We start from the raw sequence: 13,616 nt of genomic DNA, 5'->3' as shown, positions 1-13,616 counted from the left end.
TGCCGGCCATCACATACCCACTCGATGCCGCGTTGCTGTTCGACGACGACTTCTACCTCGCTACCAACCCGGACGTGGCGGCAGCAGGAATTGATCCGCTGGCCCACTATGCGAACTTCGGATGGATCGAGGGGCGCGATCCGAATGCCTTCTTCGACACGGACGGCTACCTCTCCGTCTACAGCGACGTGGACGCGGCTGGGTACGACCCGCTCGTCCACTACGCGCTATGGGGATGGCTCGAGGGGCGCGACCCGTCCGCCTTCTTCGACACGGACAGCTACCTCTTCGCCTATCCCGACGTGGAGGCAATTGGGATCAACCCGCTCGAGCACTACCTCCATTTTGGCGCCGCGGAGGGCAGGCTTGCCTTTGCGGATGGGGTCTTCAGCTGAAGCTCGACTTCAGCCGCGGGACGCCAGAAATTCCGCCTGAGCCACGGGTTTCAATGGCATCTCGGAGGCTGGCGACATGTGCCGTACGGCGGTGATCAGCGCAGCCTTTACGTCGCCAGTGGCGACCTGTCGCTCGGTCGTGACAGGAGGCGTGGTGCGGAGGCGTCCGAAGACGTTTGCGGTGGCCGGCACGGCGCGGGCCGCGCACTCACTGTACCTACCCTACATGCCACTGACGATGCGGGACAAAGGCCAGATCCTTTGCCGACGCCGAATCAACAATCAGAAAGGCGTTGTTCGGTAGGACACCGAAACACTTTCGGGTTCACCTTTAGATGGCGAATGCTTACCGCGGTCAGTCGCCAGCGCTACTATATTTCCGGATGCAAAATAGAAATATAAAATTCGCATGATATAACCAGCCATTCGCAAGAACTTAGGGCCTGCCGAAGCGCGTCGAGTTTGTTTACAATTCGCCTCTGAAGTACTTTCATCTGCTTCGAATGTTCAGATTATAAAGAGGTTCTTGGGATGGCTTAGAACTTGCACCTCCGGATTTGCTGGATCGCGATTTCGCAATCCGGCTTCAGGAGGACTTCGTATGCGATCTAAGAATGCGCCCACACCGGCTTCCACAAAGCCTTGCTCGGCGTTACGCGGCTTTACCTTGGCTTCGACCTTGGCCGGCGCGATGATGCTCGTCGTCGCCCCTGCCCAAGCCGCGCCGATGCTGTACGAGGCCATCCTGGCACCGCTGAGCGGCTCAGGCGTCTCGGGCCTCACCAGGCTCAGCCTCGACGGCAACATGCTGACCGTCAACATCACGGCGAGCGGCCTGACCCCGAACCAAACCCATATCCAACACATCCATGGCCGCTTCGACGCTGCTGGCAATCCCGCCGACTCCGTCACGCCCACGCTTGCGCAGGACACGGATGGCGACGGCTTCATCGAACTGGCGGAGGGTCTCCCCTCCTACGGGCCGATCATCCTGAACCTCGACCAGCCGCCGGGCTCGGGCGACTTCCCCACCGCGCCGAATGGCACCATCGACTTCACCCAGACCTACGACCTGTCGAACAATGCCCTGTTCTCGCAGGACTTCACCAAAGACGATCTGCTGCCGCTAACCCTGCGCGAGATCGTCCTGCACGGTAGGCTGCTAGACTCCGGAACAGGGCTTGGGTTTGGGCCTGGCGAGGCGAACGGCACGCCGGGATACAAGGTCGTGCTGCCCGTGGCATCCGGCGAGATCAGGGCCGTGCCAGTGCCTGAGCCGGCATCCCTCGCGCTGTTCGGCGCTGGCCTCTTTGGGCTAGGCCTGGTCCGGCGCCGGCGCGCCCGGCAGGCGTGAAACTTGGCGGCGGCGCCCGCGGGTGCCGCCGCTCCTGATGCCAGCGATCGGCCCTGCCCGAAAGGCCCAAGCACGGGAGACGACATGTTTGAGCGGGCGGCGATCTGCCCATCTGCACCCATCATTGCTGTGAACAGCGCAGACCGCCCATCCCATACGCGCCTGCCTGCCGAGCGATATCGCCCTCCTCCGCGCTGGTACTGCTTCGGCGCGTGCCGGCTGCAGCGTACACCGCGGTGAGCGCCGCCTCCTGCATGACGCTGATCGAGAGTTCGCCGGCAGGGTGGGCTAATAAGTGTAGGCCCAAGAGGAACTCACGTCGTGGGCCACGCTCTACCTCCAGAACCGATATATACGCCGATGATCCGGTGATCCCGTCGGGAAGGAAGAGCTGTGTCTCAAACTCGGAACCAAGCCGTACGGCTTCGACTTATTGCGGCTGACACGCGATTGGCCGCCGAGGAGGCTGGTGCGGCTGACCGCGTCGCCCTGCTGCGGTCGGCCAGGGGTTTCGATTGGGCGGCAGACGCGATGGAGCATGCAGCGAGCGAGGACACGAGCGCCGTCCCCATCGGTTGCCGCATTTCCAGCCTCTCTCGCCGATGAACTCTACCGTAAGGCGATCAAATTTCGCCCTTATCCAGTCCCATCTCGGCTGCCGCTTAGAGGTGCGGGACGACAGCGGCGATGGATGGATCGTGTGCGTTCGCGATGCGAGAGGAAATCTCTTATTCACTCTTCGCAATCGTGTGCCGAGTGGCCTCGAGCCGCTGCTTACCGAAGCTCGGGAGCGAGTTGACCGCATAAGCGGCGTCGTTGAGGAGCCTCGCTGGTAGTTGGAAACCTTGGACGCCTCGCATCTGGAGCAGACGCAACGAGATTCTTGTAGTTGCCAGGTCGCATCGCCGGCGAGCCACTTCTACCGAGGCAGGTCACGCTCCGACGACGCCTTGCGCCGCACACCTCCGAGCATCGTCTGTCCCGCAGGCAGGTGTGGAAGCCCACTCCTCGCGGAGGTCAGGACCGCAAGCACGACGGGGAGCAGCGCGAGGACCGCGCGCCGCGCTGCGCGCTGGGCGCGGACAAGAACTACGACACGCGGGATTTCGTGACGGCGATGCGCGGCATGGGCGTGACGCCGCACGTGGCGCAGCACACCACCCGCCGGCGCTCGGCGATTGACGGGCGGACCACGCGCCACCCCGGCTACGCGGCCAGCCAGCGCATCCGCAAGCGGATCGAGGAAGTGTTTGGCTGGGGCAAGGAGATCGGCGGCATGCGCCGGACGCTGCTGCGCGGCCTCGAGCGGGTCGCATGGAGCTTCACGCTGCGGGTGGCGGCCTACAACCTGATCCGCCTGCCAAAGCTGCTGGCGGCGCCTGCCTGATCGCCGCCAGACAGGGGCCGGACACCATAGTTTCCCGCGATGAGCCGCCAGAAACCAGCCACCACCGCCCCGCTCCCGCAACCCAACCACCACCGCAAACAAGGTAAATCAGACCCGTAGCGGCAAAATTCCGCAGCCTGTTAAGAGCTTTGCCTCGGCCAACCGGTTCTGCCGAAGCCACGACGAACTCCGCAACTTCCTTCGCCCCCGCACCCGCCACAACCAGCCCGTTTCCGCCAACCGCCGACGCCTGCTGCATCTCCGTCGTGCCACCGCCGCACTCGCCATCCTCGAGGCTGCGTAGGCGAAGCTCACTCTGCAATTCATGCCGTTCATGCCAGCAGCTTTGGCGGGAATTCTAACAGAGCCCGTGTGCTGCCGCGGGAGCGACTTCGCGCCCAGGCGGCTTGCAACCGAAGCTTCACCGATTCTGCATTCCACCGTCATCGGGCACCCCGATAAGGCGCGGCATGGCGGGCATCGAAATCGCATCTGTGGCAAAGCGCTTCGGCGCCGTGATGGCGCTGGACGAAGTGTCGCTGTCCGTCGGGCAGGGCGAGTTCATCGCGCTGGTGGGGCCGTCCGGCTGCGGCAAGACGACCCTGATGCGCATCGTCGCAGGAATCGAATCCGCGGATGCAGGGCGCATCTCGGTGGGCGGGCGTGACATGACGCGGCGGCGCGCAGCGGATCGCGACATCGCCATGGTGTTCCAGTCCTATGCGTTGTACCCGCATCTGACGGTGGCGCAGAACATCGCCGTGCCGCTCGCGATGCGCCGGCTTTCAGCCTTGGACAGGCTGCCCTTGCTCGGCCGCCTGCTGCCGGGCGCCGCCACGCGCCGCGCCGCCATTGCGCAGGATGTCGCGCAGGTCGCGCTCTCCCTAGGGCTGGAGGCGCTGCTGGACCGCAGGCCGGGGCAGCTCTCCGGCGGCCAGCGCCAGCGCGTGGCGCTCGCCCGCGCCATTATCCGCAGCCCCGCTGCCTTCCTGATGGACGAGCCGCTGTCGAATCTCGATGCCGCGCTCCGTGTTCAGACGCGGCGGGAAATCGTGGACATCCACCGTGCCGCCGGGGTCGCCACGCTCTATGTCACGCATGACCAGACGGAGGCCCTGACCATGGCCGACCGCGTCGCAGTGATGATGGCGGGGCGGATCCTGCAGGTTGCGACGCCGGAGGCGATCTATGCCGACCCGCAGGATCTGCGCGTGGCCACCTTCATCGGCAGCCCACGCATCAACACTCTGCCCGCCGAGGCCGGTGCCGATGGCATGCTGCGTCTGGCGGGGGAGGCGCTGGGCATCACGACCACGCTCGGCGCGCTGACCCTGGCGCTGCGGCCGGAGGACCTGTGGCTCGCCGAGGCGGGCATCTCCGCCGTGGCGGAGGCGGTGGAGTTCCTGGGCGAGAGCGTGCTGCTGCATGCCCGCCACGCCAGCGGTCAGCCCGTCATCCTGCGCCTGCCACCGGATGCGCCGCGCCCACGGCCCGGCACCGCGCTGCGGCTGGGCTTCGACCCGGCCCGTGCGCTGCTGTTCGACGCCTCGGGCCAGCGCGTTGCCGCCCGCGCCCAGGCAGAGTGCGCCCTTGTCTGAGGTGATCGCAATGCCGGCACGCCGCGCGGCCCCGCTGGGCGAGGCACTGGCCGGGCTGCTGCTGACGGCGCCGGCGGCTATCGCCTATGCGTTGATGCTGCTGCTGCCGACGCTCGCCGCGGTGGCGCTAGCCTTCACCGACTACGAGCTCGGCATGCCCGGCTTCGCCTGGATCGGGCTCGACAATTTTTCCGAGTTGCTGGCCGATCGCGGCTTCGCCGTCTCGCTGCGGAACACCGTCATCTATGTCGGCATCGTCACGCCGCTGTCGATCGCGCTTGGCCTCGGCGCCGCGCTGCTGATCGAGGCCGGCATCCGCGGCCGGGCGCTGTTCCGCGCCGTGTTCTTCCTGCCCGTCGTATCGCTGACCGTCGCCATGGCCGCAGCCTGGCAGTATCTGCTTCACCCGACCATCGGGCCGCTGAACGCGGCGCTGCGGCGCCTAGGCATCGCCGAGCCGCCCTTCTGGCTGTCCTCCTCCGATTGGGTGCTGGCCAGCCTCGCGGCCATCGGGGTGTGGGAGAATCTCGGCTACACCATGGTGCTGTTCCTGGCCGGGCTGACGGCCATCCCGCGCGAGCTTTACGCGGCGGCGGAGATGGACGGTGCGCGGCGCGCCTCCGACCGCTTCCGCCTAGTGACCTGGCCGCTGCTCGGACCTACCACGCTGTTCGTCGTCACCATCACGCTGATCCGCAGCGTCCGCGTCTTCGACACGGTGGCGGTGCTGACGCAGGGCGGGCCGAACCGGGCGTCGGAGCTGCTGCTCTACACCATGTACCGCGAGGGCTTCACCTATCTCCGCCTCGGCTACTCCGCGGCAATCACCTTGGTGTTCCTGGTGATCGTGCTGGCGCTGGTCTGGCTGCAGACCAAGGCGTTGGACCGGAAGATCCACTATGGATGAGCGGCGCTCCTGGCTCGCAGATGCGCCGCGGCTGATCCTGCTGGTGCTGCTCGGTCTACTGGTGCTGGCGCCCTATGTCTGGATGGTCTCGGCCAGCCTGAAGCCGCTGGATGAGCTGTTCCGCGCCAGCCTGGCGCTGTGGCCGGAACGCTTCTTTGCTGTTGAGAACTACGGCAAGGTCTTCGCGCGGGTGCCCGTTTTCCAGTACCTGTGGAACGGCATCGTCGTCTGTGCCGGCATCCTGGCGTTCCAATTGCTGTTCGCAGTTCCCGCGGGCTACGCACTCGCGAAGTTACGGTTTCCAGGCCGAGACCTGGCCTTCGGCGCGGTGATGCTCGGCCTGCTGGTGCCGCCGCACGTCCCGGCGCTGCCGCTGTATGTCGCGTTCAGCGAGGTCGGCCTGCTGAACACCTATGCCGCGCTGATCCTGCCCTTCACCATCTCCGTCTTCGCCATCTTCCTGTTCCGGCAGTTCTTCAAGGCTCTGCCGGACGAGTTGATCCATGCCGCGCGTCTCGATGGCATGTCGGAGGCCGGCATCGTCTGGCGGGTCGTGCTGCCCAATGCCTGGCCCGCCGCGACCGCCTTCGCCATCTTCTCCGTCGTCGCGCATTGGAACGACCTGTTCTGGCCGCTGATCGTGGTGGAGGGTCCGTCGCGCGCCACCCCGGCGCTCGGCGTGCTGTTCTTCCGCTCCGACGAGGCCGGGGATGATTTCGCGGCGCTGATGGCCGCCGCCGTCATCATGACCTTGCCGCTGGTACTGGCCTTCCTGTTCGCCCAGCGCCGCTTCGTCGAGGGCATCGCCACCACCGGCCTCAAGGGCTGACCCTTCATCCAAGGAGATCTGCGCATGATCACTCGCCGCCTCGCATTGACCGCCGGCGCCACGGTTCTGGCCGCACCCGCCCTCCGGGCGCAGGCGAATACGGACATCACCGTCCACTACGCGCAGCCGCAGATCTACAAGGAATGCTACGACGCCATTGCCGCGGAATTCGCGAAGCGGGAGCCGGACATCCGCATCAACTTCATCACCACGCCGAACTACGAGGAAGGCACGCAGCTTGTGCTGCGCCAGGCCGCGACGAACCAGCTTCCGGACCTGTCCTACCAGGGCTTCAACCGGCTGCGGGTCTTCGCCGAGCGCGGAATCGCGCAGGATCTTGCGCCCTTCCTCGGCCGGGAGGGCGACCCCGCCGCGCAGGGCTACACGCCGGGGCTTCTGGCCCTGGCGCATTTCGGCGGCTTCCAGTCGGGCCTCGCCTTCGCGGCCTCGAACCCGATCTCCTACTACAACGCCGACCTGTTCCGTCGCCTTGGCGTCGACCCCGACCCCGCGAACTTCCCGAAGGACTGGGACGGTGTCATCGCGCTGTCCGCGCGCATCGAGGCGGAACGCGACGGCACCGACGGCATGTGGTTCCAGTGGCCCGGCGACGACTGGATGTTCTCCGCCCTGCTGTTCAGCCACGGCGCGCGGATGCTGACGCCGGATGAGCGCGATGTCGGCTTCGCCGGTCCGGAGGGCCTCGCCAGCCTGCGCCTGCTGCGCCGCATGGTGACGGAAGGCGGCATGCCCAACCTGAACGCCACCACTGCGTTGCAGGCCTTTGCCGCCGGCAAGCTCGGCATGCGCTTCGGCAGCACCGCCTTCCTGCGCAACATGATCCAGAGCACCGGCCGCAACTTCGAACTCCGCACCGCGCATTTCCCGCAGGTGGCGCCGGACGGCAAGCTGCCGACCGGTGGTGCCGCCGGCATGCTGACGGCGCGCGATGCGACGAAGCGGGAGGCGGCGTGGAAGTTCCTGCGCTTTTCCACCAGCCCGGAGGGCACGACACTGATGGCGAGGAACACCGGCTACGTGCCTGTCAACCAGATCGCGATCGACGACCCGCGCCACCTCGGCGAGTTCTACCGCGAGAACCCGCTGTTCCGCACGGCGACGGAGCAGGTGGGGCGCATGATCCCCTGGTACGCCTTCCCCGGCACGCAGAGCGTTCGCGTGACGCAGGTGATGGTGGACAGCATGGCCCGCGTGGTGGAAGGCCAGGCGACGCCCGAGGTGGTGCTGCCCGAGATGGCCGCCGAGGTCCGCCGGCTGCTGCCGCGGCGGAGCTGAGGCGGTGCCTACCATCCTCCAGCTCAGCGACGCGCATCTCTCGCCGCGGAACGATCTGTTCCGCGGCAACCTGGCCCGCATCCGCGGGCTGGCCGAGGAGGTGCCGCCCGACCTCGTCGTGGCCTCCGGCGACCTGTCGCTGGATGGCGCGGACCATGACGAGGATCTGGCGCTGGCCGCCGCGCTGCACGGCGCCTTCCCCGCGCCGCTGCTGGCGCTGCCGGGCAACCACGACACTGGCAGCCATCCCCACACCATGCCGAACCAGCCCTTCGACACGGCGCGGCTGGAGCGCTTCCGGGCGCAGTGCGGCCCCGGCCGCGGGGTGGTGGACCTGCAGGGCTGGCGCGTCATCGGCCTGAATTCGGAGGTGATGGGCACTGGGCATGCGGAGGAAGCCGCGCAGGCCGATTTCATCGCGGCGGCGGCGGCGGGAGCCGGCGAGCGACGCATTGCGCTGTTCCTGCACAAGCCGGTCTTCGTGACGGATTTTCACGACCAGACCTTCGACTACTGGTCGGTGCCGCCGCAGGCGCGCGCGGCGCTGCTGCCGGTGCTGGAGCATCCGGGCCTGCGCCTGGTCGCCTCCGGCCACCTGCACCTGCACCGGCAGGTGACGCAGGGCCGCGTGGTGTTCGCCTGGGCGCCGCCGCTGTCCTTCATCGTCGATCCATCGGAGCAGCCCGGTCTGCCCGGCGACCGCGTCTGCGGCGCGCTACTGCACCGCCTGCAGGCCGACCATGTGGAAACGGTGCTGCTGTCGCCTGCTGGGATGGAGACCCCAAGGCTGGACGACCTGCGCCATCAGACCTATCCGCGCATCGCTGCCTGAACCGCACTTGGCGGGGGCAGCGGGCGTGGCTGGCATCGCCATCTCTATGCATCAGCGCCCCGCGCGGCGGGACACAGGCCATCTTGCTAGAGCCTGATCTCCTCCACCCGCTGGCCTCGACTTCGCCGAGGGCATAACGCCGCGCCCGTCTGTCACCGCCATCGTCAAGCGCGATGGTGGCGAGATCGGTAAATGACAAGGCAGGGCGGGAACGTGACGGTGGGGGAGCTGCCGTTGAAGACGAAAATGGCATTGGAGGTGCGGTCGCCATCCCCCGCCACATCCCGCAGGCAGTAGCCGTTGCTGCCGGTTGCAAGTTGCCCCCTGTGGCTGAGGAACTGCCCCCTGCAACACGACTGCTTCGGCGGTTTCATCCGAGCCTGTTGTCCGATGAGCGGCTGAAACCAGCTTCTTGCCTAGGTGCCTCGGCGGGTTGCTTCTCCGGCCACTCCAGCGCCGCTTCCTGATAGCGAGGGTGCCGGGCGCTCCGCGGACATGGGCGAGCTGAATTCGGCGCACCACACGCGTGGTGCGCGGCCTGACCCGCAAGCTCTGCCACGGTCCGGCGCATCCCGCGCGCCATGATGCATCAGAGCCGGGCGACGTTGGGCAAGCCTCCGGCGAGGGGCGTGGCGAGCTGGGCTCAGGCAGTAGCGGCGTCTTTGGCCTGATCGCTCTTCCAATTTCGGGAGAGCAATTCGTGCAGGCGCAGGGCGGGATAATACCCTGGGATCAAACACCTGAATCGATGCTAGGCAGCGCCGGCTGGCCGTCGCAGGAGACCGTGAGGCCTCTCGGACTGACCAGCGTGTTCATGCGCCGACCCGCAGGTTGCCAGGACCGAAGACCATTGCCCAGCCCTTGGCGGCGCGCCAATCGATATCGCGCCGCTTCGCCGTGAAGACTGCGGCCTGATGCAGCACGATGTAACAAGGATCCTCGCGCTCCGCGATTGTCAGCATGCGGCGGAACAGCTCGCGGCGACGGGGGATGTCAGTCTCGGCCTCCAGCGCATCCGCGGCGGCGCTGTAGTCCGCGTTGCTCCATTCCCCATTGCGCTCGGCTTCCGTGCGGGGGCCGACGTTGCGCAGAATGCCAGCGACGGGATCCCCGAAGACCGAGGTGTTCGACCAGTCGCGCACGCCACGCCCGGGGGTGCGGGCGGTGACCTGGGAGAAATTTTCCATCATCTCGATCTGCACGTTCAGGCCGACGGCGCGCCACATCTCGATGGCGATCTGCGCGTTGGAGACCTGGTTGGTGTAGTAGTTGTTCAGCAGGCGGTAGGGGATCGGCTGGCCCTGGTAATTCGCCTCGCGCAGCAGGCGACGCGCCTCCGCCGGGTCAAAGCGAGGGTTTTCCCAATCCGGCAGGTACATGGCGCCGTAGCTTTCCAGCTGCATCCCCCGCGGAATCTGTGTGCGGCCAGCCCAAAGCGTGTCGACCAGCACTTGGCGGTCGATGGCGTGCGACATCGCGCGGCGGATGCGGGCGTCGGCCAGCACCGGATGCGTCTTGTCGAAGGCAAGCTTGCGGATGTTGTTGATCGGGCTGCCCAGCACCTCGAAGCGGCTGTTGCGTTCTACCACACCGATTTGGTCAGGCGGGATGTCGCAGGCAAAGTCGTATTCGCCGGAGAACAGCCCATTCACGCGGCTGCTGACCTCCGGCACCTCAACGAAGCGCAGGCGCCGCGCCGGTGGGCGCCCCCCCCAGTAGCCGTCGTGCGCTTCCAGAACGAGGGAAGTATCAGGGCGGAAATCAGCGATGCGGTAGGGGCCGGTGCCGATCGGCGCGCGGCCCCAGTCCAGCCAATTGCTGGCGGCCGCAAAGGCCTCCCGCGACATAATGGCGCCGACGCTCTGTGCTACGCGGCCTTCCAGAGTCACGTCGGGGGTTCGGTTGACGTAGCGGACCATGTGGCGATCCACAATCTCGATCCGCTCGAGGCCTGGGTAGGTGCGACGGCCGACGGCGATGACTTCGGCGGGCGGTTCCTTGCCGGTCGTGCCAGCCAGCAGCGTGGTTTGCCCTGCCGCGCTGGCGCCCCGCGTGCCAAAGAGCCGGTCGGCGAAGGAGAAGGCGACGTCTTCAGCCGTCATCTCCCGTCCGTCATGGAAGCGTACGCCGCGACGCAGTGTCAGTTCCAACGTCGACGCGTCCGGCCGGCGCCAGCCCGTCGCCAGGCCGGGGACTAGGTCGCCATTGCCGAGCCAGTCCGTGCCGACCAGCTGTTCTGCGTAAAGGCCGTGGACGCGGAAGCCGACATTGGATTGTTCACGCGGCGGCTCGAAGGTGTTCGAGTTGGACAGCTTCTGCACGGCGATAGTCAGTGCTGGCCGCTGGTCGCCCTGCGCCAGCGCCGGCATCGCCAGCAGCGTGGGCGCTGCGAGAAGCGCGCGGCGGGAAAGGTTCGTCATGCGCCGGTCCCCCAGTTGCTGGCGCGGAAGTCCATGACGAAGGACTGCGAGGCGCGCCAGGCGATGTTGCGGCGCTTGGCCGTGAAGTTCGCGTTGCGGTGGAGCACGACGTAGGCGGGATCCTCGCGCTCGATGATCTCGAGCATGCGGCGCCAGACGATGCGGCGGCGCGGCCGGTCCATGCTGGTTTCCAACTCGTCGGCCAGGTCGCCAAATTCCTCGTTACGGTACTGCTCGCGCAGCCAGGGCGCCCCGGCGCGGCCCCAGGTGCCGGACATCTGGATGGAGGGATCGTTCACCGCGGCCGCGGCGGACCAGTCGTGCACGCCGCGGCTGGCTGTGTCACCACCCTGGATCTGGCCCCAATTCTCCACCATCTGCAGCTCGACATTCAGGCCTATGGCGCGCCAGCCTTCGACGTTGATCTGCGCCGTGGCGGTCTGGTTGGTGTAGTAGTTGTTCAGGCAGCGATAGGGTATGGCCTCGCCGCGATAGCCGGCGCCGCGCAGCAGGCGGCGCGCTTCGGCCGGGTCGAATTTCGGCACCTCGACATCGGCGAGATACATGTCGGCATAGAACTCCCACTGCAGGCCGCGCGGCACCGTGGTCCGCCCGTCCCACAACGCGGCAACGATTGCCTCGCGGTCGATGCTGTGGCTCATGGCGCGCCGCACCAGTGGATTGGCCAACACCGGATGGGCCTTGTTGAAGACCAGGTATCGGGTGTTGTTGATGGGGCCGCCCGCCACCTCGAAGCGCGGATCGGCAGCAATGCGCCCGATCTGGTCCGGCGGAATATCGGAGGCGAATTCGGCTTCGCCTGAGACCAGCATGTTTACCCGGCTCGCCACCTCCGGCACCTCCGCGAAGCGCAGCCTGCGGATCGGCGGGCGGCCCTCCCAGTGCCCATCGAAGGCGTCCAGCGTCAGCATCTGGTCGGGCCGGTACTCCGTGATCCGGTAGGGGCCGGTGCCCACGGGCTGCCGCGCCCAATCCATCCAGGAGGGCGCTGCCATGAAGGCACGGCGGTTGGCGATGACGGCGATGGTGCGCGCCATGCGGCCTTCCAGCACGATGTCCGGCACCTTGTTCACCAGGCGCACGCGGTGCGGGCCCAGCACCTCAATCCGCTCAAAGCCGGGAAACGCGCGGCGCGCGCCCTGAATCACCGGCGTCGGCACCTCCCGCGCGCCGCCGCCCCACATCCGGTCGGGGCTAAAGGAGAAGGCGACATCCTCCGCTGTGAAGGCATCGCCATTGTGAAAGCGCACACCTTCGCGCAGCGTGAAATCGACGGTGTGGTCATCCACCCGTTCCCAGGAGGTGGCGAGCCCGGGCTTTAGCGACATGTCGCCGACCCAATCGGTATCGACCAGCGGCTCCACGTAGTTGCGGAAGATTCGGGTGCCGACATTGGACTGCTCGCGCAGCATCTCCAGCGTGTTGGAGGTGCTGATGTTTTGGACCGCCACCGTCACCGCGGGGCGACCATCGGCCTGCGCGATGGCTGGTGCCGGCAGGGCAAGGCTGGCTGCACCCAGCTTGAGCGCGGAACGACGAGAGACTGTCATGGGTCGGGCTCCCCAGTTTTGGCGGCGGCAACTCATCACGACGGATTTCGCCGGACGGCAGGCGATGGCGTGATGCTTGGCGGTGAAGTTCGCGGTTAGGTGGATGACGTTCACGACGGCAATTTCCCGATCCATGATCTGCAGCATCCGCGCCCAGTTGGCGGTGCGCCGAGCGTCATCCGTGCCGCTTTCCAACTGCGGGTGCGGCGCGCATCCGGCGACACCGTGTTCTGCACGGCGCGATGGTTCATCGGGTACAGGCCTATCAGCGGGCTGCCCCCCGCCGGGCCGTAGGACATGGTGTCAGTGACATGGGCGCGGACAATCATGCTTTCCTGGCACAGCCAATCCAGGTTCGGCGTGCGCTGAATGCCGGAGCACAAGGCGGACATGAAAGCCGCCTGCAACTGATCCGCGACGGTGAGAAGGACGTTCTTCCTGGCGTGCATTCTGCTTGGCTTCGATCTCGCGAAGCTGGAAATAGCCGGGTACCGACGTCGGTCTTGTGACCACTGCGCTTAGTCTTCGTGACAGAAGCTGGGGCCTGCGCGGCCCACGGCCACGTTGGGCAGCGCACTGGGTTAGCGCCCGTCAATCAGGGCGATGCCGTCAAACGGGATGGAGCCGGCGGTCGACACCTGAACAGCCGTGTCCGAGGCCCGGGTAGCCGGCGCCACATCTCTGGCAAAGACGGTGCCGCCCACGGCAAGCACTGCCGCGACCGCCCCGGCACGCGCCAAGCCGCGCGCAAACCGGCGGACACTCCGCGATGGCGCTCGCTCGCTGATCCGGCCTTGGGCGGGCGGGCCGACCGGCGTCGTGCCCGGCGCGCCGAACGGCCAGCCGCACATCGCGCACGAGATGGCCTGCCACTGATCCCGCGTGTCCTCCGCGCGGCGCCCTGGGCCGTCGGTCGGGCCAGGGTTGAGAAAGGCGCGCATAGCAAGATTCGAGTTCACGGGATGCCTCCTGCCTGCCGCTGCCACGGGCCCGGTGCCGTCAGCCGATGCGGCGATGCGCTCCCGAG

Annotated in this window: 10 protein-coding genes and 2 pseudogenes; 8 read left to right on the top strand and 4 right to left on the bottom strand. The window is 67.0% G+C overall.

What is annotated here, in order from left to right; genetic code table 11:
* The 8 genes and pseudogenes from ACFHPP_RS28770 to ACFHPP_RS28735 all read left to right on the top strand — a co-directional run.
* Window positions 1–395, top strand: a pseudogene (locus tag ACFHPP_RS28770) (hypothetical protein); the annotation flags it as partial.
* A gap of 691 nt (window positions 396–1,086) precedes the next feature.
* Window positions 1,087–1,749 (top strand): PEP-CTERM sorting domain-containing protein, encoded by a 663-nt coding sequence (locus ACFHPP_RS28765; RefSeq protein WP_437166668.1) that lies wholly within the window; start codon window positions 1,087–1,089, stop codon window positions 1,747–1,749.
* Window positions 1,750–2,812: 1,063 nt separating this feature from the next.
* Window positions 2,813–3,136 (top strand): annotated as a pseudogene (locus ACFHPP_RS28760) (transposase); the annotation flags it as partial.
* A gap of 470 nt (window positions 3,137–3,606) precedes the next feature.
* The gene (locus ACFHPP_RS28755) at window positions 3,607–4,734 is read left to right on the top strand and encodes an ABC transporter ATP-binding protein (protein WP_437166667.1); all 1,128 of its coding nucleotides are present in this window, start codon (window positions 3,607–3,609) and stop codon (window positions 4,732–4,734) included.
* Window positions 4,735–4,744: 10 nt separating this feature from the next.
* The gene (locus tag ACFHPP_RS28750; protein WP_437166666.1) at window positions 4,745–5,641 is read left to right on the top strand and encodes a carbohydrate ABC transporter permease; all 897 of its coding nucleotides are present in this window, start codon (window positions 4,745–4,747) and stop codon (window positions 5,639–5,641) included.
* A complete protein-coding gene (locus tag ACFHPP_RS28745) occupies window positions 5,634–6,470 on the top strand; it encodes a carbohydrate ABC transporter permease (RefSeq protein WP_437166665.1) in 837 nt (278 codons plus the stop codon). The genes ACFHPP_RS28750 and ACFHPP_RS28745 overlap by 8 nt, the downstream gene beginning before the upstream one ends.
* A gap of 24 nt (window positions 6,471–6,494) precedes the next feature.
* Entirely contained in the window at window positions 6,495–7,766 is a 1,272-nt protein-coding gene (locus ACFHPP_RS28740) for an ABC transporter substrate-binding protein (protein ID WP_437166664.1), read from the top strand.
* A gap of 4 nt (window positions 7,767–7,770) precedes the next feature.
* Window positions 7,771–8,598 (top strand): metallophosphoesterase family protein, encoded by an 828-nt coding sequence (locus ACFHPP_RS28735; protein ID WP_437166663.1) that lies wholly within the window; start codon window positions 7,771–7,773, stop codon window positions 8,596–8,598.
* Window positions 8,599–9,410: 812 nt separating this feature from the next.
* Here the strand turns inward: ACFHPP_RS28735 and ACFHPP_RS28730 are convergent.
* The 4 genes from ACFHPP_RS28730 to ACFHPP_RS28715 all read right to left on the bottom strand — a co-directional run.
* Window positions 9,411–11,018 (bottom strand): ABC transporter substrate-binding protein, encoded by a 1,608-nt coding sequence (locus tag ACFHPP_RS28730; RefSeq protein ID WP_437166662.1) that lies wholly within the window; start codon window positions 11,016–11,018, stop codon window positions 9,411–9,413.
* Window positions 11,015–12,589 (bottom strand): ABC transporter substrate-binding protein, encoded by a 1,575-nt coding sequence (locus ACFHPP_RS28725; RefSeq protein ID WP_437166661.1) that lies wholly within the window; start codon window positions 12,587–12,589, stop codon window positions 11,015–11,017. The genes ACFHPP_RS28730 and ACFHPP_RS28725 overlap by 4 nt, the downstream gene beginning before the upstream one ends.
* A 110-nt stretch (window positions 12,590–12,699) precedes the next feature.
* Window positions 12,700–13,038, bottom strand: coding sequence for a hypothetical protein (locus ACFHPP_RS28720; protein WP_437166660.1), 339 nt, complete (start codon window positions 13,036–13,038; stop codon window positions 12,700–12,702).
* Window positions 13,039–13,170: 132 nt separating this feature from the next.
* On the bottom strand, window positions 13,171–13,616 hold a 446-nt coding region (locus ACFHPP_RS28715), incomplete at its 5' end, for a hypothetical protein (protein ID WP_437166659.1).

This window comes from Falsiroseomonas sp. E2-1-a20, from assembly GCF_051433195.1.
Lineage (GTDB): Bacteria > Pseudomonadota > Alphaproteobacteria > Acetobacterales > Acetobacteraceae > Falsiroseomonas.
The sequence above is the reverse complement of the archived record's forward strand: the minus strand, read 5'-3'. Positions and strand labels throughout refer to the sequence as shown.